This window comes from Nostoc sp. ChiQUE02 (assembly GCF_034531305.2).
In the GTDB taxonomy this organism is placed as follows: Bacteria; Cyanobacteriota; Cyanobacteriia; order Cyanobacteriales; family Nostocaceae; genus Nostoc.
Genome location: NZ_JAVRBN020000071.1, coordinates 1 through 21,470, shown reverse-complemented (window position 1 = coordinate 21,470; position 21,470 = coordinate 1). Strand labels below are relative to the sequence as shown.

Below are 21,470 nucleotides of genomic sequence, written 5' to 3'. Positions count from 1 at the left end.
CAAACCCCGGCACGAATTATGCAAACAATTGCAAACTGCTTAATTGATAAGCGTTTCCGCTTTTCTTAGTGCCATTCTGCCAATGCACCTTGTCCAGATTTGATTTTACTGGATTTGAATCTACCTAGAAAAGATGGTCGAGAAGTCTTAGCCGAAATCAAAGCCGATCCCGATCTGAAGTTGATTCCGGTTGTGGTTTTAACAACTTCTGCGGCTGATGAAGATATTTTGCGAACTTACACACTGAATGCCAATTGCTATGTTACCAAACCTGTGAGCTTAGAAGAATTTGCTAAGGTGATTCGTTCGATTGAATTTTTTTGGCTGGTGGCTGTGAAGCTTCCCAAACTTCCATCGTAGGCTATAGTTAACATCTGGCGTTGATTTAAGGATTGGTTTTGGCATCACTTTTAAGTAGAACTCATGATGAAGAATGATTCTCTACAAATTCTGTTAATTGAAGATAGCCTAGAAGATGCGGATCTCTTACAAGAATTTCTGGAAAACGCAGATCAAACTAGCTGGAAAGTTACAGTCGTAGAAAAACTGACACTAGCCCTCGAACAACTGCATCGTCACAGCTTTCATGTGATTCTATCCGATCTCTCCCTGCCCGATGCTCATGGCTTGGAGACAATCACCCAACTCCATGCGGTGGCTCCAACCTTGCCGATTGTCGTACTCACCCGCCTCAAAGACGAAGCGATCGCTTTAGAGGCAGTGCGGCAAGGCGCACAAGATTATCTCGTCAAAGGGCAAATTAACGCCTATGCCTTAATTCGAGCCATTCGCCATGCGATTGAGCGATCGCGAATGCAACAGGTAATGCATCAACAGTCAGTGGCGATCGCCGCATCAACTGAAGGAATTGCCATTTTAGACACCCAATGGAACTATGTGTATGTCAACGAAGCCTATGCCAAAATCTACGGTTACAAAGATTCGAGTCTACTGCTACAGACCAATTGGAAAATTCATTATGACCCTATTCAACAAGCCCGCTTGAACCACGAAATTGAGCAAAGCCTACAGCAACGGAGATTTTGGCGAGGAGAGGCTGTTGGTCATAAATGTAATAGTCAATCTTTTGACCAAGAACTCTCAATCACATTGTTACCGGATGGGGGAACAGTCTGTATTCTGCGAGATATTAGCGATCGCAAACGAACAGAAGCTGCCATGCAAGAAGCTTTGCAGCAAGCCAGAGAATTACACCGACTCAAGTCTCAATTCATCACGATGGTTTCCCATGAATTTCGGACACCTCTAAGTGTGATTTTGGTAGCAACAGAGTCGTTAAAACGCTATGCTCATCAATGGACTCCAGAAAAAAACCAGATTCGCTACAATCACATCATCGGTGGAGTGCATCGGATGACTGAGTTGCTCAACGATATGCTGGTTATGAACAGATCGGGGGAACATCAGACCAAATTCAACCCTGTACCACTGAACTTAGAAAAGTTCTGTCAAGAATTAATTGCGACATTAACGACCAGCGAACACCCAATTATCTTTGAGAGTCAGGGCAACAATCGGCACATTTGCCTCGATCCAACCGTCTTACAACTCATACTCACCCACTTGCTCTGCAATGCAATTAAATATTCTATGGACGGTGGAAGGGTGATGTTTGACCTGATTTTTGCTCCTGAACAGGTAACTTTCTCAATTCGAGATGAAGGTATTGGCATTCCCCTAGAAGACCAGGACAAATTATTCATCCCGTTTTATCGCGGTAGTAATGTTGGCAATTTGTCCGGGACAGGTATCGGGCTAGCAATTGTTAAGCAATATGTGGAACGGTGTCAAGGTGTAATTAATGTTACTAGTCAGGTGAATCAGGGTACTCTAGTCATAGTAACCTTGCCTATTGCTTTAGTAGAGCAGATTCATGACCAAGATCCTGGTAATTGAAGATGAACCATCCCTACGCGAAGAAATCCTAGATATCTTAGAATCTGAGGGTTTTGATGTGATGGGAGCAGAAGACGGGGTACAGGGTCTTCATTTGGCTCAAACAACCTCCCCTGACCTGATCCTCTGCGATATCATGCTACCCGAAGCTGATGGGTATACAGTGTTATCTAGCTTACGACAACACCCAGACACAGTGCTGATTCCTTTCATTTTTCTCACCGCTAAAGTGACCCGCGAAAATGTTCGGCAGGGTATGGAGTTAGGCGCAGATGATTATTTAACAAAACCCTTTAGGACGGATGAGTTGCTTAACGCTATTACAAGTCGATTGACTAAGCAAGCAGCGATCGTCCAGATCCATCAGAAAGTTACCCACCTTCAGCACTCTAATTTACTCAAAGACGAATTTATCGAGACTGCATCACAGGAATTACGAAGACCTGCGACCAATATTATGATGGCGTTGAAACTCCTGCGACAAGCTTCCAACCCAGAGCAAACGCAACGCTATATCGATCGGTTGCAGCAGGAGTGTTCCCGCGAAATTAATCTGATCAATGACTTGCTCGATTTGCATTATTTGGGTGTAAACGAACGTCCCTCACAACCGGAAACGGTGAATTTACAAACCTGGATTCCAGCGATCGTCGAACCATTTAAAACCCAGGCTCGACAACGCCAACAAACCCTCTGGAGCAACATTCCACCCTATTTGCCAATGCCCATAATCGATGCCGCAGATTTCAAGCGCATCTTGAGCGAACTGCTCAACAATGCTTGTAAGTTCACGGCTCCCGGCGGCAAGATTGTTTTGGAAGCTCGTTGTGATTTGACTGCATCCGATGGTCAGATGATTATGTTCGTTATTAGCAACGAAGCAGAGATTCCAGATGAGTTCATTCCCAATCTGTTCCAACCGTTTTATCGGGCACCAGAGCTTGATCGATGGCAGCAAGGCGGCAATGGTCTAGGCTTAACACTGGTTGAGAAATTGGCTCAACGACTGAGTGGTAAAGTTCAAATCAGTAGTAAAGCGGGTTGGACTCAGTTTACGCTTCAACTACCTATTGAGACTAATCTGCCTGTTGCCTTGGCTCCTAACTAAATGAGAGGAATTCATAGCAGAGATAAGTAGGTCGGCTTGAAGAAGGCAGGATAGCGCAGCGTAAAGCCTTCGGCATGGCTTCGCTTAGAGCGAATCTGGGAGCGTGCGGCGGGGGGCAGGGGGAAGGGGCAGGGAGCAGGGGACAGAAGGGAAGAGAAATTTAATCGAGGCGTTACATAAATGCGGGATGAATCGGCGCTTGAAACCATTGATAATTCATTCCAGATTGGGCGAAATTATCCCATGATTCAGCAACGCCTTAGCCGAGTTTATCTTTCTTAACATAATTTTGTTTTATTGTGTCAACTTAACTTATATGTGCAAAATATTAGTCATTGAAGATGAAGTTTCACTGCGCGAAGAAATTCTTGACATTTTAGGAGCTGAAGGCTTTGAGGTCGTAGAAGCCGAAGACGGTGAAACTGGGATCTGTTTAGCTCAGTCCCAGCATCCCCAACTGATTCTCTGCGATGTGATGATGTCAGGTGCAGATGGCTACGAGGTGCTATCGACATTAAGGCAGAATCTAGATACTGCATTAGTTCCCTTTATTTTTTTGAGTGCTAAAAGCACCCATGAAAATATTCGTCAGGGTATGAACCTGGGTGCGGACGATTATTTGACGAAACCCTTTAGTGTCGATGAATTATTAGCGGCGATCGCCGCCCGACTCGCCAAGCAGGAAAGAGCATCCCAGGCACAGCATAACTCTGCGCTCTGGGATTCATTGACCCACTTACCCAACAAACCGTATTTAATCGAGCAACTCAATCGGTTAATTCAACAGACACCGACAAATACAACTTCTCAGTATGCCGTGCTATTTGTGGGCTTAGATAGCTTTAAGGAAATCAACGATGCATTTGGGCAACTGATGAGCGATCGCTTGCTACAAACTGTAGCCACTCAACTACGGCAAATCCTTTCACCTGAGCAGTTCCTCGCCTATTTTGGCGGTGACGAATTTATTATTATTCTGGAAAACATCTCGGATCTATCGACAGCAACCCAGTTAGCCGAACAACTTCATCAACTGAGTCTGAAACAGGCATTCGATTTAGGCGGCTGTGAAGTATTCAGCAGCATAAGTATCGGAATTACGCACAGCCAGTTTTGCTATAGCAACGCCATCGATCTGCTCGCCGATGCTTCCCTAACAATGCATCATGCCAGAACAACAAGTAAGAATGGATATACTGTGTTCGATCCCGCAATGCGAGTTAATCTTTCTGAGCAGTTCCAGTTAGAAACGGACTTGAGACAAGCGATTCTCGAAATCACATATTCGGATAAACAGCAAGAATTTTGTTTACATTATCAACCCATTGTTCATTTGTTTACAAATCAATTAATCGGTTTTGAAGCATTGATTCGCTGGAATCATCCCAAACGAGGAATGATACCACCGATTCAGTTTATTTTGATCGCGGAAGCAAAGGGGCTAATTGACGAGTTAGGCTGGTGGATTCTCAAAGAAGCTTGTAATCAACTGCAAAGCTGGCAACAGCAGTTTCCTCAATACTCTGGCTTGATCGTGAACGTTAATATCAGCGCGCTGCAATTGAATCAAATCGACTTTAATCAGCAGCTAGCAGAAATATTGCACCACTATGATTTGTCTGGTGAGTACTTAAAACTAGAAGTAACTGAAAGTTATCTCTTAGAAATGACAGAGGAAAAAAATAACATCCTCCAATCGCTGAAATCGTTGCAAATTAAGTTATGTATTGATGACTTCGGCACAGGTTACTCCTGCTTGAGCTGTTTGCATCAGTTTCCAATTGATACGCTGAAAGTCGATCGCTCTTTTATTAGCCAGATTGATGCAGATGGGCAAAATGCCGTGATTAAAGCTATTATTGCTCTGGCTGACAGCCTGGATATTAACATCGTGGCAGAAGGAATAGAAACCTCAGTTCAACTGGAAAAATTAAAAGAATTGAACTGTAAGTTGGGACAGGGTTACTTATTCTCTAAACCGTTGCCCAGCCAAGCAGCCACTCAACTGCTCGCCGATGGGATCTTTGAAAACCAATAAAGAGAAAGGATCTTATCGATGGGTTGAAGCTTTTCAGAAAGTAAACAAATTATCTACAACGGCAAAACTAACTGGAGAGGTGAGACTAAGAGGATGTCTGAAAAGTAAGAAAGCCCACGTAACTGTATCCTGTCATTAGAAAAAATACTTAAGTATGACAGAGTTCTGAGAGCCATGAATCCATCGTACCCAAGTAATCTGACTTCTGAGCAGTGGGAACTACTATCAGGGCTAATTCCTGCGCCAAAAACAGGTGGTCGAAAACGTAGTGTTGATATGCAGGCGATCGTTAACGCCATCCTATACATCTTGTGTGCAGGTTGTGCATGGCGAATGCTGCCAAATGATTTTCCCAATTGGAAAACTGTGTATCATTACTTCCGGCAATGGCGAAAAGATGGAACATGGCTCGAAATTCACGAGCGGTTACGTTTATGGGTAAGGGTAAATCAAAACCGAGAAGCATCCCCTAGTGAGGCAATTATGGACAGCCAAAGTGTTGAAACAGCAACAATGGTATCGCAAGAAGTTGGTTATGACTCTGGCAAAAAGATTAAGGGACGTAAACGCCATGTACTCATTGATACGCTGGGCTTGCTTATCGTTGTTGTCATCACTGCTGCCAATGTTAGCGAACAAGCAGGTGCTAAACTAGTTTTTTCCAAACTCGATCAAGTCCGCGTAGGCGTAGCCCGCCGCAGGCATCGCTTCCGTCGTTTAATCACAATTTGGGTTGATGGCGGATATCGGGGAAAAAATTTTCAGCATTGGGTCATTGATGTCTCTCGATGGATTTTAAGTGTTGTTACCCGCCACGAAGAACAGAAGGGTTTTGTTGTCTTACCCAAACGCTGGCTTGTTGAGAGGACTTTTGGTTGGTTTAACTGGTGTCGGCGATTAAGTAAAGATTATGAAATTTTACCAGAAACAACAGAAACCTTTGTTTACATTGCGATGATTCGTCTGATGCTCAAACAACTTGTGTGATTAATATCACCCATTAAAAACTTTTCAGACATCCTCTAAAGGCTTAATTACGTATGCGTTTTAGAAAATATCAAACGAGTATATCACTCTTCTGTCACTCTCCGAAAACATTTGCCATTTCTGGATTCTAGAGCTTTTGTATAGCAAGCGATCGCGCGATTCTTTTCTAATAACAAATACAAGACCCATTTTTTTCTAATAGTATAGCTTGTATTCATTGCCTCATCAGGCTTCTAGCGATCGCCTTCCCGGAGAGTGACAGAAGAGGGATAAAAGTAGAACAAAGCCCAAGGAAGGCGTGAAACTCAAGCCCAAAATCAGCATTGCTGACCACTTTGCACAAATGTCAGACCCACGAATAGATCGCACGAAGCGACACAAATTGATAGATATTTTGACTATTGCGATCTGTGCGGTGATATGTGGGGCGGACAGTTGGGTAGCAATTGAATTATATGGCTGCACGAAGTATGAGTGGTTGAAAACGTTTTTGGAGTTACCAAATGGAATACCATCTCCTGACGGAGACGCTACGCGAACACATGATACTTTTGCCAGAGTATTTGCACAACTAAATCCGCAGCAATTTCAAGAATGTTTCTTAAATTGGATGAAATCAGTACACAAAATAACTGATGGCAAGGTTGTTGCGATTGATGGCAAAACATTACGTGGTTCTTATGATAAAAATACTGACTCTTGTGCAATACAGATGGTCAGTGCTTGGGCAACTACAAATAAATTAGTTTTAGGACAAGTAAAAGTAGACCCGGAATCGAATGAAATCACGGCAATTCCAGAATTATTAAAGGTATTAGACCTATCTGGATATATCGTGACCATTGATGCAATTGGTTGCCAGAAAGAGATTGTGAAGTTAATTACACAGCAATCAGCAGATTATGTAATAACATTAAAAAAGAACCAAAGTAATGTTTATGAGGAGGTTGAAAAACTATTTAGAACAGGGATAAACACGGGTTTTGAAGGAATTCAACATAGTACATATAAAACTGAAGAAACAGGGCATGGTCGTCATGAGATCCGCAACTACGTAATGCTAAATGGAATTAGGTCACAACTCGATCCAGATTCAGTGTGGTCAAAGTTTAGCAGTGTTGGGATGGTAGAATCCATCCGCTTATCTGATGGTAAAACAACAGCCGAAACTCGTTATTTCATTAGTAGCCTTATCAAGAATGCTAAAGAATTTGCCAATTCTGTTCGTAGCCATTGGGGTATAGAAAACTCATTACATTGGGTGTTAGATGTTGCTTTAAAAGAAGATGACTGCCGGATTAGGAAAGACAATGCTCCACAGAATTTCGCAGTATTACGGCAAATTGCAGTCAATCTTTTAGGTAAAGAGATGCGAGTCAAACGAGGAATCAAAAATAAACAATTTCTCGCCGCTATGGATAACAACTATTTATGAAGAATTTTAGCGTTAGCTTAAAACAGTATATCAAAACTTGAATTGAATGTTTTTTTGAAAGGTTTATTTATTCTCTCGATAAATATGCTTTTATTTACCCCATAATTGAATATTTTTAATATTAATGAATAGCCGTTCAGTTGAAGATAAGCTAATTTACACCATGAGAAAGTGTTTGATTTATTTTGTTTATTATTCACTCAATTTCTACAATTATTTATATCACTTTGAAATCCTTTCTTAGTTTTTATTAGTAAATAAGATGCATTTGCCCTGCCCGGAGGGGTCATTTCACAAAATCGCATTGCTCCCTTTGCCAGCTATGAGTTCCATTTGATTTGTGGGGATTGTAATCGTGAAGGTTGTACCCATATTTACTTGACTATGTACCTGTATTTCACCACCATGCAGGTCAATACATCTCTTGACGATTGAAAGCCCTAACCCTGTTCCGGGAATATTCCCTACATTCTTAGCCCGATGAAAGGTCTTAAACAAGTGGTCTCGATCGTCATCGGGAATCCCAATACCTTTATCTTGAATTTTAAAGATCGTCTTTTCATTTTGACAAATCAGGTTGAAGTCAATTGTGCTTCCTGCAAACGAATACTTGACAGAATTCGACAACAAGTTAGTCAAAATAGATTGGAGTAACTTCTTGTCGAGTTGAGCATGACTTTTGCTAGCTGCGTCCCGTTCATCGGTAATAAACAGCGTAATCTGATGGCAAGGGGCACTGAGTTGTATTTCTTCCACTAGACTGTGGCAAAACTGCATAACATTGATTGGAGTTGGCATGAATTCGAGTTTCCCAGCTTCTACTCGGTTAATCATCAACACATCGTCTAGTAATTGGGTGATATGATTGATCGACTTTTGGACATGCTGAAACTGCTTTTGACTTTGGGCTGCATTGAGGCGATCTCCATAATCTTCCAGGATACCAATAGAAGAAGATACGACCGCCAGAGGGGTACGAAACTCGTGAGATGCCATTGAGATAAAGCGCGACTTTAATTCATTTAGTTCTCGTTCTTTCTCCAATGCTTTACGGACATCAGCTTCTGCTTGTTTTCGCTCGGTGACATCTCGACAAGTGATCACAATGCCCGCTACATTTGGCTCATCTAGGAGGTTTTTAGCGATCGCCTCAAAGTCATGCCAGGAACCATCCGCATGATGCAAACGAAATTCTACTATTGTTTTTTGAGATGGATTATCAAAGGCTCGACAAAGCAGAGCTTCTGCATAAAGGCCATCGTCTGGGTGGACTAACTCAGGAAGATTTTTCGCAATCCAACTTTCTGGCTGATATCCCAGAATATGCGTCAAAGAAGGGCTAACATAAACGACTCGTCCACCCGGTCCTAAGGTGGCGATGATATTCGATGCATTTTGTAGCAACGAGCGAAATCGCTCTTCGCTTTGCTGTAATATCTCGGTTTTAGCCAGTTTAATCTCAGTTTGAATCAGTTGAGATTGTGCCTGCTGCAACTGTTTGAGAGCTTGTTCCAGATCTCGGTTTGCTGCTTCTAACTGAGCCGGACTAGATAACGCTAGCGCCTTAGGAATCAGAGGAATGAGTTCCAAAGCTGTATACATTGAAACAAGGGCTGTCAAGGCTTTGACTAAACCTGACAACCAGTAAGTCGGATACCATAATGTCCAGATATCCATCAGGTGTCCGGTGCCACAGGCAATAATGAAAGCACCAAACATCAGAAATATCCAGTTAAATGGAATGTCGCGTCGTTTAGAGACAAAGTAGACAAGCAAGCAGGGAATAGAGAAGTAGGACAATGCAATTACACTATCAGAAAGTATATGCAGCCAGACTAATGCTGGTTTCCAAAGATAGCAATGTCCATGTGGAATAAAGCCGTTTGAATTCAAAAGGGGATGAAGTAAATTTAGCATCTTGAAGCCTCTTCTCAACTTCTTGAATGTGATTCAATTTTTGCCTGGCTCATCATCTTGAGAAGTGACTGGCATTGGCAATGCAATCCGAACAATAGTCTGTTTGCCAGGTATACTCTCGATGGCGAACTCTCCTCCATACAATTCAATTAAGCGCTTAGAAGTAATTAGCCCTAGCCCAGCACCATTCTGTTCATACAACTTATGATTAAACTGCATATAAGCACCTACATTCGCAATTTGATCAGAGGTCATACCACGACCGTAATCGATCACATAGAGCGAATAAAGGTTATTGCTCGGAACGCCAATGACACTGACTTTAGAACCAGACTGAGAAAATTTGAAAGCATTGTTAATCAATTCTTGGATAACTTTCTTGAGACTCGCAGATGAAATCTGTACAGCTTCATCTTGTAGATCGATCTCTAAATCTAGTGTTCGCTGTGCATTCTCGGCTTCCTGATATGCAGTCTCTTCAACTATCATTTTAAGAAAGGTATGAGGCGCATATTCTCGGATACCAGCAACTTTTTCTGCATCGGATATGGTTACTTCCAGTTTGGCATAGAGCAAAAAGTTTTGGGTCAAGCCATAAAGCCGTTTGCCAGATGTATAAACTGTCTCAATCATTTCTAATTTCTCAGTATCCGGTGTAGAGTCCCATTCTTCCATTAATAACTGTGGTAATGCAATAATACTTTGCAAAGGCGTATGCAGTTCATGTGGTAATGACACTGTAATCGTGTTGCAAAGCTGCTGAAATTTCACCTGATTCTTTTGAGCAACGATCGTTTGCTTTTTGAACTGAACCTCAATTGCTCGCCGGAGTTCAGCGGGAGTGAAGGGTTTGGTTAGATAGTCATCCGCACCCAATTCCATTCCCTGCCGGAAGTCAGTTCTATCGGCTTTGGCGGTGAGAAAAATGACGGGAATGCTTGCCATTTGCGGGTCTTGACGGAGCGATTCGATAAACTCATAGCCATTCAATTCAGGCATCATGACATCGCAAATAATCAAATCTGGCATTTCTTCTTTTGCTCTTTGTAAGCCAATCAAGCCATTCTCAGCCGCAGTTCGATAAAACCCTTCAAACCCCAAAATTGAGACAATATTCTCCCGAACTTGAGGTTCATCTTCCACAACTAGAATCTTTTTTATGGTAGATTGCACGATTATTTCTCCTTATGCTGCTAAAACAAGGTGTTTGATCGATTCGTTCTCAGTTTCATAACTCTTTCTGGTTTGCTTCAGGGGAAGCGTAACCGTGAAGGTTGTGCCAATTCCTACATGACTATCTACCTTGATTTCACCACCATGTATATCGACACATTTGCGGACGATCGCCAGCCCTAAACCAGTACCGGGAATGCGTCCTACATTCTTGGCGCGGTGAAACGACTCAAATAAAAGGGCTTGATCTTCAACGGGAATGCCAATGCCTCGATCTTGAATATGAAAGGCAATACTTTCTGATTGCAAAACCAATTTGAAGTAGATTGTGCTTCCTGGCTCGGAATACTTGACTGCATTCGTTAGCAAGTTAGACAGAATTCTTTGGAGTAATTTCTCATCCAGTTGAGGGTTATTACGATTCTGATGCTGACGGATTTTATGTCGAAGCAGGGGATCTTTAGAGAGCGGAGCATAGGGATTAAAGATTAGCCCAGGAGCGCAGAGAGCTTGACTCGAATGGTTCGCCATTTTCAAAGCCAAAGACAAAGTCAGATAGAACCAGCTACGACTAACTGATTTACGCTCATCGATAATAGACAGATTAATTATGTGTTGAGGAGCGCTGATCTGGATTTCCTCCACTAAATTGTGACAAAATTGCAAGATATTAACGGGTGCTGGCTTAAACTCCAGCCCGTTAAGGTCTGCTTGATTAATCATCAACACATCGTCTAGTAGTTGGCTGATACGATTGATCGACTTTTGGACATGCTGAAATTGCTTTTGGCTTTGGGCTGGATTGAGGCGGTGTCCATAATCTTCTAGGATACCAATGGAAGACGACACAACCGCTAGGGGGGTACGAAACTCGTGAGAAGCCATTGAGATAAAGCGCGACTTCAATTCATTTAGTTCTCGCTCTTTCTCTAGTGCTTTACGCATATCGGCTTCTGCTTGTTTTCGCTCGGTGATATCTCGACAGGTAAGCACAATGCCCGCTACATTGGGGTCATCTAAAAGGTTTTTGACAATTACCTCAAAGTCTCGCCAGCAGCCATCTGCATGACGCAAACGGAATTCTGCCGTCACATCAAGGGCTGGATTGCCAAAGGTATAGCCGAAGAGATTTTCAACTACTAATTGGTCGTCAGGATGCACCAGTTTTGCAAGATTTTCTGCCATCCAATCCTCTGGCCTGCATCCAAGGATGTTGGTGATAGAGGAACTGACATAGGTAACTTGTCCATTGCCTTCAAGTGTGGCAATGATATTAGAAACATTTTGGAACAGAGAGCGAAATCGTTCTTCGCTTTTTTCTATTTTCTCTAGTGCTTTAGCTTTCATTGCCAGTTTGATGCTGATTTGTTGGGTGACAAATGACGCAACTAAGGCCAGGATTAAAATGACTATTGTTGCAGCACCAATTGCAACAGCTAGACTAGATACATCTATTAGGTTGCTAGAACTCTCGATCGATGTCTCAGCCGTTGGATGAAAGCAAACAGCCTCCATTGCCGTATAGTGCATTCCGCAGATTGCAGCCCCCATAATGACGCTACTACTGATTTTTCGCAATTTGCCGATTGGATTTGCTTCCCCTTTAATTCGGAATGTCAGCCAGAGAGCGATGATAGAAGCACATAGGGCAAAGACGATCGAGGCAATAATAAATAGCAAATTATAGTGAGCCGTTCCCTCAAGTCTCATGGCTGCCATACCGGTGTAGTGCATTGCGCCAACTCCACTTCCCAGAACAATTCCACCTATGACTAGATTGAAGGTTGTCTCTCGGTAACTGGTAATAAACAATGCTCCTCCTGATGCGACGATCGCTAACATCAGGGACATAAGCACAATGGGTAGATCGTAAAAAACTGGTGTAGGAAGCTGGTAAGCCAGCATAGCAATAAAGTGCATTGACCAAATTCCAATGCCCATTGCAGCCGCACCTCCAGCAAGCCAAAAAAGACGTGCCAGATTACGAGCTGCCATGATTCTTCCTGCTAGGTTGAGTGCTGTATAAGCAGCAAAGACAGAAATGCAGAATGAAAGGATTACGAGGCGAATATCGTAGGTTGCCGTCATAGTTAAAGCCTGAACAATGAGAGTGGAGTTGAATTTAAAACTCTACTCTTTAAAATTAGGCCCAGAAGATTGCTTGTAAAAGAGAGTAATCTCTTAATCTCTGATGGATTTTGCTTTTGCTGCCTTGTTTACTTAAGTGCATCAAGAGGAAGTTTTTACTAGCAATGGGGAAATTACTAGATGTTAAATACTGTTTTTGTAAAAGTACTGAGAAACTCACCCAAAAGCAACCTGAGAAATAAATTATCCTATACTAAAAACAGGTTGTAGCTTGACTTTTAAACCCGGTAAAAAATTAATAAGCAAAGTTTTCTTTGCCTAAGCAAACGTCAAGCAATTAGATGTTTTCAGTATAAGTCAAGAAAGTGCTTTTGGAGAATAAGTAGGTAGGCGTGAATAGACATAGGAGTGAAAATGAATGTAGAGACGTAGCAGTGCTACGTCTCTACAAGGATTCTGGATAACGCATATTTAATTTCTGGAGATGTCCAATATTTATCGTTGAGACAAGGCAGAAGGCAGAAGGGAAGAAAATTTCAGTCAAGTTTACTTTTCGTTACATACTTCGGCTTTTTTGCACTTTTCTACTTAGGTTAGACTGAATTGTTACAACAATCTCTGGGTGGTGTTCTGGTTTTACCCTGAATAACCCGATGTTTCTGATCCCACTATTGCGGCTGGAAAGGTTATGTTCTCGCCCCACTCATTTCTGCTAAGGCTTGCCCTAGAAAACACGATCGCACCGCCGCCCATCACAGTTACGCCAGATGTGCTGGTGACAGAAGCGATCGCACTTTTGAATTCCAGTTCTGGCAACTTTGATCCCGGTATGGGCGCTAACGACTGCACAGGCTGTTTAGCTGTAGTCAGTGAAAACCAACTGGTGGGACTGTTCAGCGAACGAGTGGTGACACGTTTGGTTGCCAGTGGGCGATCGCTTGCTGGAGTCACTTTAGCAGAGGTGATTGAACCACCAGCGATCGCCTTACGGCAATCTGAGTTAACTAATCCTGAGGTTGCCCTGAGCCTCTTAAGAAAACACCAGATTCAGCACTTGCCTATATTAGACGACAATGGGCAGTTGCTAGGGCTGCTGACCTACGAAAGTTTATGCCGTTTGCTGCAACCTGTAGAACCCGATCGGCCAAATGAGGCATCAATCGCCGCTTTGAAACTTCAGACAGAGCGATCGCAGCTTTTAATGGCAGTCTCAACGCGGATTCGGGCTTCGCTGAGTTTGGCGGAAATACTCGATGCCACAGTGTCTGAAGTGCGGCAGTTTTTGGGCTGCGATCGCGTGTCGATCTATCACTTTTTGGAAAATGGGCAGTTCCAGGTCGTGGCAGAGTCCCTCGCCGCCGGTCAACGCTCCTTTGTCAGTGAAGAGATTTACGATCCTTGCTTTGCTCTAGATTGGACAGATCGATATGGCCAAGGACGAGTGCGAGTGGTTCCCGATATCTATACGGCAGGGATGACCCCCTGCCATGTTGAGTTATTGGAGCATTTGCAGATTAGAGCCAAAATTCTAGTGCCGGCGATCGTTAACAACCAATTTTGGGGACTGGTTAGCGCCAGTGAATCGGCTGTGCCGCGTGATTGGCAACCGGCTGAGGTCACATTTTTAGAACAACTTGCCATTCAGGTGGCGATCACCATTCAACACAGCGAAACGGCGACCCAATTCCAGCAACAGCGACAAGAGCTTATCGCATTGCTAGATCGTTCCCCTGACGTGATTTTTCGGCTCGATCGAGACTTACACTACCTCTATCTCAACGCCGCTGTTGAGGTGGAGTTGGGCTACGCGCCTGAAGCGCTGATTGGTCAACCACTGCTCGCTGCCACCTTTGGCCCAGAACATCTTGCTGAGTGGCAAACTCTCACTCAACAAGTAGCAGCAACCAGGCAAGAACAAACGATTGAATATCAACTTCGCCTTCACTCGCGCTCCATCTGGTTTCAAACCCGTGTCGTTCCAGAATATGATATGCATGGAACCGTCACGTCGTTTTTGTGCGTGGCGCGCAATATCACCCAAAAGAAGCAAGCTGAAGCTAGACAAGCCGCCTATATCAACGTCTTGCTAGAGTGGCAAAACCGCCATCATGCTGCCCAGCTAGCCACTAAGCAAGTGCTGTATGAATGGGATACATCCTCCAATCGCATGATGTGGGGCATCAATGCCGAGCAGGTGTTTGGCTATAGTGCCTTTGAAATGCCCCAGACATCAGCCGATTGGTTTGCCAGCATTCATCCAGAGGATGAGAAGCGGGTGCAAACGGCCGCCGCAGAGTATTTTGAACATCAAGGACATCTCTACTTGCAATATCGGTGGCAACATCAGGCTGGGCATTACATCTGGATTGAAACTCAGGCACAGTTTTTTGCAGATGCTAACGGCAACTTAACTCAGATTATCGGGTATGTCACTGATATTAACGAGAGGAAAAGGTTAGAAGCCGAACGCACGCAGCTAGAAACTGCCCTCAGAGAAAGCGAAGCCCAACTCCGTCAAATTTTTGACAACAGTCAAGATGTGTTTTTTCTCAAATCCCTTGATGGTAAGCAGATGATTTATACCAGCCTAGCCTGGGAATATCTTTACCAAACGCCGTTGCAGCAAACCTATGACAATCCTCAAGCTTGGCTCGATTTTATTCATCCAGACGATCGCGATGGCGTAGTCACGTTTAACCAGCAAGCTTATCAAGGGAAAGAGGTTTGCTCCTTTGCCTATCGGATTATCCGTCCCGATAACTCCATTCGCTGGCTCTGGAACCGCAGCTTTCCGATTCGCAACGAAGCCGGAGAGATTTACCGTCTTGCTGGGGCCAACATCGATATTACTGAGCAAAAAAAACTGGAGCTGGAATTAAGCGTAGTCAAAGAACGCTATCAACTCGCCATTCGGGGTATCGGCGAAGGAGTGTGGGATTGGGATATTGTCAGCGATCGCCTCATTGCCAGCGATCGCTATTGGGAAATTTTAGGCTACTCACCCCCAGCCAAAAACGCCTCCAAGTTTGCCGATGAGATGCTTAGGGAAGAGATCCATCCCGACGATCTCGATCTGATGCAATTAACCCTAAAAGGCCACCTAGAAGACCATTTGCCCTATGAAGTAGAATTTCGCAGACGTAAGCAATCAGGTGAGTATATTTGGTGTCGTTCTCGTGGAGAGGCAATCCGAGATCAAACTGGCAAGCCGATTCGCATGGTGGGAGCGATCGCAGACATCACAGAACGGAAAGCAATGGCAACTGCTCTACAAGCTAGTGAAGAAACCTTGCGCCAGGTGGTCAATACAGTTCCGGGAGTGGTTTATACCTATTGCCGTTATGTGGATGGAACGAAAAGTTTTCGATTTATTAGCCAAGGCATTATCAAGCTTTGCGATCGCACCCCAGAGGAAATCCTCAATGACTCCCAAGTGCTTTGGCGTCTGATCGTTCCAGAGGATGCAGAGAGGGTGCGAGATTTGATTGACCTTGATATCACTGATCGCAAACAGGCTGAAGCCGCTCTGCGAGCGAGCGAAAAAACCTTAAGTCAGGTCATGAATACCATGCCTGGAGCGGTTTTTAAATATCGGCGGTCGGCGGATGCGGCAGATAGTTTTGTGTTTATCAGCCAGGGCATTGTCGATCTGTATGAGCATACACCGGAGGAAATCCTCAACAATGGACTAATCGCCTGGGATATTGTCCTACCCGAAGATATGGAGCAGATGAGTGCTTCGAGCGACCGATCGGCGGCAACCCTCGATCCGTGGAAAATGGAGTTTCGCATCCGAACTGCCAGCGGCGTCTTGAAGTGGATTTTAGGACATTCTATCCCCTCCCAAGAAGAGGATGGCAGTATTGTCTGGTGTGGCATTCTCACCGATATTAGCGATCGCAAACAAGCCGAGCTAGAACGCCAGCGCAGCGAAGCTCTGCTTCAGGCATTTATCGCAGCATCTCCAGTTGGGCTAGCCCTGTTCGATCGGGAACTGCGCTACCTCTATGGCAACGAGGCATTAGCCAAAATCAATGACCTGCCGTTAAGTGAGCATTTGGGACGCACCTTATGGGAAGTTTTGCCGGAAATGGCATCTCAGTTTGCTCCCATGCTGCTCCAGGTTATAGAAACCCAAGTACCAGTTATAAATATGGAGTTTAGCGGTGAGGTCAGTCCAGGTGCATTTCGCAGCGCCATCTCCAATCAATATCCCGTTTGTTTACCCAATGGGGAAGTAATCGGCGTTGGTGTATCCGTGATGGACATCACCGAACTTGTCCAGGCACAACAACAACTGAGGGAAAGTGAAGCCCGGTTCCATACCTTGGCAGACAACATTTCTCAGTTTGCCTGGATAACTGACGAACATGGCTGGATTGAATGGTATAATCAGCGCTGGTTTGACTACACAGGCACCACACTGGCAGAAATGCAGGGCTGGGGATGGCAGCACGTACATCACCCCGATCATGTCAAGCGGGTAGCGAAGAAAATTAGCCACTGCTTTGAAACAGGCAAAATCTGGGAAGATACCTTTCCCTTGCGCGGTCGAGATGGGCAGTACCGCTGGTTTCTCTCTCGTGCTATTCCCATCCGAGATGAACAGGGTAGGGTGTTGCGGTGGTTTGGCACCAATACAGACATCACCGAACAAAAACAAACCGAAGTTGCTCTGCAAACAAGCGAGCAAATACTGCGTCAACTTACTAATATGGTGCCTGGAGCCGTCCATAAATATCGCCGCTTGCCGGGTGGGTCAGAGGGCTTCATCTTTCTCAGCGAAGGTATTGTCGATTTGTATGAATATACGCCAGAGGAAATCCTCAAGGATATGCAAATCGTGTGGGATATTATTTCGCCAGAAGATATAGAACAAATCGGCGCTTCCATTGATCGATCGGCTGCAACGCTCGAAGCATGGGAGATGGAGTTTCGTATCAGAACTCCTAGCGGCATCTTGAAGTGGATTTCAGGACATTCTATTCCCTCTCAGGAAGAAGATGGCAGTATTATTTGGTTTGGCATCCTCACAGATATTAGCGATCGCAAACAAGCCGAGCTAGCACTTCAAGCAAGCGAACGGCGTTATCTAAACTTGGCTGAACTATCACCAGTTGGCATTTTCCACACCGATCCGAGCGGAGACTGTAAATATGTCAATTCCCGCTGGTGTCAACTAGCAGGGCTATCCTTCAACGAGGCAATGGACATGGGGTGGAAACGAGCATTGCACCCCGAAGACCGCGATTGGGTCTTTCTCAACTGGCAGAGAGCTACCCAATCGCAGACTCCCTTTTTAATGGAGTGTCGCTTTCAGAGACCAGATGGAAAGGTGCATTGGCTGATCTGTCTGGCGATCGTTGAAAGTGATACCTCTGGCAACGTAATTGGCTATATAGGAACTATCACTGACATCACTGAGCGCAAATACTCTGAACAAGCTTTGCAAGAAAGCGAACAACGCTACCGCGACCTGGCAGAAGCAATGCCCCAGATGGTCTGGTTGGCAGATGAAACAGGTGCCGTTAACTACTTTAACCAACGCTGGTATGACTACACGGGGCAAAGTCAAGCTGAGGCAATGGGATTGGGCAAAGCAGCAGCAATTCATCCCGATGAGCGCGATCGCACTCTCCAGGAATGGGGAGAAGCCGTCAGAACTGGCAAATTATTTGAGATCGAATATCGTGTCCGTCATCATCAGGGACTATACCACTGGTTTCTGGCGCGGGGAGTGCCAATCAAAAACCTAGCAGGAGAAATTACAGGTTGGGTCGGCACAATTACCGATATCGATGACTTTAAACGCACAGAACTGGCACGGAAACAAAGCGAAGCCCGTTTCCGTGCTGTGTTTGAGCAGGCAGCAGTGGGAATTGTGGAAATGGATGTGGCAGGTCGATTTTTGCGGGCTAATCGCCGTATTTGCGACCAATTAGGCTATACGGTAGCAGAAATGCTGGAGCTAAACTTCCAGAGCCTCATACCCAGATCAGATGATTTAAAGCTCTATTTAAACTACTGGCAACAGCTTTTCGCCAAAAAGATTGATTCCTTTTCGTTGGAAAAATGTGTGCTTCACAAAAACGGAGAGTTACGCTGGTACAACATTACAGTGGCTTCAGTCCGTGATGCAGATAGAACCGTAAATTATTGCATTGGTGTAATTCAAGATATTCAGGATCGCAAACAGGCAGAACTGGCACTACAAGAGCTTAACCAGGAGCTAGAAGCCAGAATTGCTCGACGCACAGCAGCATTGAGTGAGAGTGAGGTGCGCTATCGGTCTTTGTTTGAACAGGCAGCTGTCGGCATTAGCCAATGTCACCCATCAGGACGCTATATCCAAGTCAATCAACGCTTTTGTGAACTGACTGGCTATACTCAATCTGAGCTACTGGATATGTCTTGGCAAGACTTGATCCATCTAGAAGATCTGGAAGTAATCCAAGGTGAGTTGGCTCATTTACATCACGGTGAGTTGGCATCGATAACCCCTGAAATCCGCTATATCCGCAAAGATCGTCGGCTACAATGGGTTAGTCTTACAGTATCGATGCTGTATAATGCTGCGGGTAAACTCATTGGTGACTTGGCGGTGGTGGAAGACATTAGCGATCGCAAGCATATTGAGCGACAACTTCAAAACAGCGAAAAGCGCCTCAAAGAAATCATTTTTAAGACAGTTGATGGCATCCTGATTCTGAATTCCCAAGGACAGATTCTTTTCAGCAATCCGGCTGCCGATCGAATTTTCAATTGCCAAAAGCTAGACTACCAGGATGCAGATTTGGGAATTCCCATCACGCTCCAAAAGACGTTTGAACTGGACATTCCGCATCCCACTGGCAGGGTGACTACAGTTGAAGTGCGCGTTGAGGAAATTACCTGGCAGGATCATAAAGCCTTTCTAGCCGCGATCCGAGATATCAGCCACCGCAAGCAAACTGAGAGCGATCTGCAAGCAAGCGAGTTTTCCTATCGCACCCTGGCTGAAAACCTACCGGGAATTGTCTACAAGCTGTATCCCGCTCAAAATAATAGATTTGTCTTTTTTAACGATCGCTTAACGACGTTATTCCAGCTTGACCCGATAGATATCGCCAATCTAGGCACTCTCTGCCCAGTCAACTCGCTGATTGTGCCAGAAGAGCGCGATCGCGTTATCGAAGTAATTCAAACCGCGATCGTCAATCAACAGCCCTTTCAGGTCGAATATTGCATTCAGATCCCTGCAACCCAAGAAAAACGATATTTGCTCGAGCAAGGCAGCACTGTAACCGACGACATTGGGCAAGCGTTGCATATTGTTGGGATTATTTTTGATGTCACAGAAATCAAACAGACTGAGGAAAAACTTCGGAAGATTAATGAACGACTGACTATTGCCAATGCGGAACTCGCACGAGCGACCCGCCTCAAAGACGAATTTCTAGCAAACATGAGCCACGAACTTCGTACCCCTCTGAACTCCATCCTGGGACTGTCTGAAGTCTTGCAAGAAAGAACCTATGGCAATTTAACCGAGCAACAAGACCACGCCTTAACCACAATTCAAACCAACGGGCAGCATTTATTAGAGCTAATTAATGACATTCTCGATCTAGCCAAAATCGAATCCGGCAAGCTAGATCTACAAATGACAACCGTTTCAGTTCAGCAACTTTGTCGAAGCACAATTCCTTTTATCCAACAGCAAGCCTTCAAAAAGCAAATTAGTTTTACCCTTGAGATGTCTTCCGATATGGCTTACATCGAGTTAGACGAACGACTCATCCGGCAGGTATTGATCAACCTGCTCACCAATGCCGTCAAGTTTACACCCAACGGTGGTGCTGTCATATTAAAAGTACAAGGCAATGCAGTAGAACAAACATTGAGCTTCAGCGCGATCGATACTGGCATTGGGATTGCTCCAGAAAACATTGACAAGCTGTTTCAGCCTTTTGTTCAAATCGATAGCAATTTGTCTCGGCGCTATGCTGGTACGGGGTTAGGTTTAGCCTTAGTCCGACGCATTATCGAGCTACACAAAGGCTCCGTGACGGTTCGCAGCACTGTCGGTCAGGGCAGCCAATTTACAGCGGTACTTCCCTGGAAACACGTCAACCCGCCCAACTCAGACAAGCCTCTCGATCGCACCGCTGCTGATGCCCAAATTGCTTCAGAATTCTTACCTGTAGAAATAAAGAACATAGCAGAGAAACCCGTCGTTCTACTGGTAGACGATAACCTGGATAACATTGAGACGCTAAAAGCCTATTTAGAATTGAAAGGGTTTAATATTGTAGTTGCCCACAATGGTTTGCAAGCGATTAATCTCACCCAGACGCAGTCCTTCAACTTGATTTTGATGGATATTCAAATGCCAGATATGAATGGGCTAGAAGCGATTCGCCAAATTCGATTGCAGGAGCAAGACAAGCGCATTCCCATCCTGGCGGTAACGGCTTTAGCTATGTCGAGGGATAAAGAACAGTGTTTAGCTGCTGGAGCGAATGATTATTTGACCAAACCCATCAGTCCTATCCATCTCGTCAACGTGATGAAGAAATATCTCCAGTTGTCGTAACTGAATATGTCTGATAGTGAGAGGAGAGTTTAAAAGTTATCTTTGCTCGGTGTGTTTTACGGTTGTTGGCATCACCGGATACCGTTGGCGAAACATTACTTAACATAAAAACGCCGATTTTGCCGTGTATTACATGGGAAGGTAGAACCACCCTTTCCGTGTAATACACGGAAAGAAAAAAGTTAAGTTAGCTGCCTCAATTATCAATAAACTAGAAGAAATACCTGTGGAG

General features: G+C 44.5%; 9 protein-coding genes and 1 pseudogene. 7 read left to right on the top strand and 3 right to left on the bottom strand.

Features of this window, described 5'->3' with window-relative positions; genetic code table 11:
• Positions 1–87: 87 nt before the first annotated feature.
• From RM347_RS33080 to RM347_RS33055, 6 genes and pseudogenes are all read left to right on the top strand, one after another.
• Positions 88–360: pseudogene (locus RM347_RS33080) on the top strand (response regulator); the annotation flags it as partial.
• Between the two features lie 63 nt (positions 361–423).
• Positions 424–1,917, top strand: a complete 1,494-nt coding sequence (locus RM347_RS33075) for a sensor histidine kinase (protein ID WP_322718768.1) — start codon at positions 424–426, stop codon at positions 1,915–1,917.
• The gene (locus tag RM347_RS33070; protein WP_322718769.1) at positions 1,895–3,025 is read left to right on the top strand and encodes a hybrid sensor histidine kinase/response regulator; all 1,131 of its coding nucleotides are present in this window, start codon (positions 1,895–1,897) and stop codon (positions 3,023–3,025) included. The genes RM347_RS33075 and RM347_RS33070 overlap by 23 nt, the downstream gene beginning before the upstream one ends.
• 316 nt (positions 3,026–3,341) lie before the next feature.
• The gene (locus RM347_RS33065; RefSeq protein ID WP_322718770.1) at positions 3,342–5,063 is read left to right on the top strand and encodes an EAL domain-containing response regulator; all 1,722 of its coding nucleotides are present in this window, start codon (positions 3,342–3,344) and stop codon (positions 5,061–5,063) included.
• A gap of 174 nt (positions 5,064–5,237) precedes the next feature.
• Complete coding sequence (locus tag RM347_RS33060; protein ID WP_322718771.1) at positions 5,238–6,050, top strand: IS5 family transposase; 813 nt, start codon at positions 5,238–5,240, stop codon at positions 6,048–6,050.
• A 298-nt stretch (positions 6,051–6,348) separates the two neighbouring features.
• Positions 6,349–7,485 carry an ISAs1 family transposase gene (locus RM347_RS33055; RefSeq protein ID WP_322718772.1) on the top strand — a complete coding sequence of 379 codons (1,137 nt, stop codon included), beginning with the start codon at positions 6,349–6,351 and terminating at the stop codon, positions 7,483–7,485.
• A gap of 291 nt (positions 7,486–7,776) precedes the next feature.
• On the opposite strand, the gene RM347_RS33050 is transcribed toward RM347_RS33055, so the two are convergent.
• Genes RM347_RS33050 through RM347_RS33040 form a run of 3 tightly spaced genes read right to left on the bottom strand, consistent with a single transcriptional unit; the run spans position 7,777 to position 12,663 of the window.
• Positions 7,777–9,402: a sensor histidine kinase gene (locus RM347_RS33050; RefSeq protein ID WP_322718773.1), complete on the bottom strand. Its 1,626-nt coding sequence runs from the start codon at positions 9,400–9,402 to the stop codon at positions 7,777–7,779.
• Positions 9,403–9,435: 33 nt separating this feature from the next.
• Positions 9,436–10,575 carry a hybrid sensor histidine kinase/response regulator gene (locus RM347_RS33045; protein ID WP_322718774.1) on the bottom strand — a complete coding sequence of 380 codons (1,140 nt, stop codon included), beginning with the start codon at positions 10,573–10,575 and terminating at the stop codon, positions 9,436–9,438.
• A gap of 12 nt (positions 10,576–10,587) precedes the next feature.
• Positions 10,588–12,663, bottom strand: coding sequence for an MHYT domain-containing protein (locus tag RM347_RS33040; RefSeq protein ID WP_322718775.1), 2,076 nt, complete (start codon positions 12,661–12,663; stop codon positions 10,588–10,590).
• A gap of 688 nt (positions 12,664–13,351) precedes the next feature.
• Here RM347_RS33040 and RM347_RS33035 point away from each other — a divergent pair.
• Positions 13,352–21,238: a PAS domain S-box protein gene (locus tag RM347_RS33035; RefSeq protein ID WP_322718776.1), complete on the top strand. Its 7,887-nt coding sequence runs from the start codon at positions 13,352–13,354 to the stop codon at positions 21,236–21,238.
• Positions 21,239–21,470: the final 232 nt, after the last annotated feature.

Coding starts and splice junctions, on each gene's coding strand:
- RM347_RS33075 (WP_322718768.1), top strand. CDS start 424: ATGATGAAGAATGATTCTCTACAAATTCTGTTAATTGAAGATAGCCTA.
- RM347_RS33070 (WP_322718769.1), top strand. CDS start 1,895: ATGACCAAGATCCTGGTAATTGAAGATGAACCATCCCTACGCGAAGAA.
- RM347_RS33065 (WP_322718770.1), top strand. CDS start 3,342: ATGTGCAAAATATTAGTCATTGAAGATGAAGTTTCACTGCGCGAAGAA.
- RM347_RS33060 (WP_322718771.1), top strand. CDS start 5,238: ATGAATCCATCGTACCCAAGTAATCTGACTTCTGAGCAGTGGGAACTA.
- RM347_RS33050 (WP_322718773.1), bottom strand. CDS start 9,402: ATGCTAAATTTACTTCATCCCCTTTTGAATTCAAACGGCTTTATTCCA.
- RM347_RS33040 (WP_322718775.1), bottom strand. CDS start 12,663: ATGACGGCAACCTACGATATTCGCCTCGTAATCCTTTCATTCTGCATT.
- RM347_RS33035 (WP_322718776.1), top strand. CDS start 13,352: ATGTTCTCGCCCCACTCATTTCTGCTAAGGCTTGCCCTAGAAAACACG.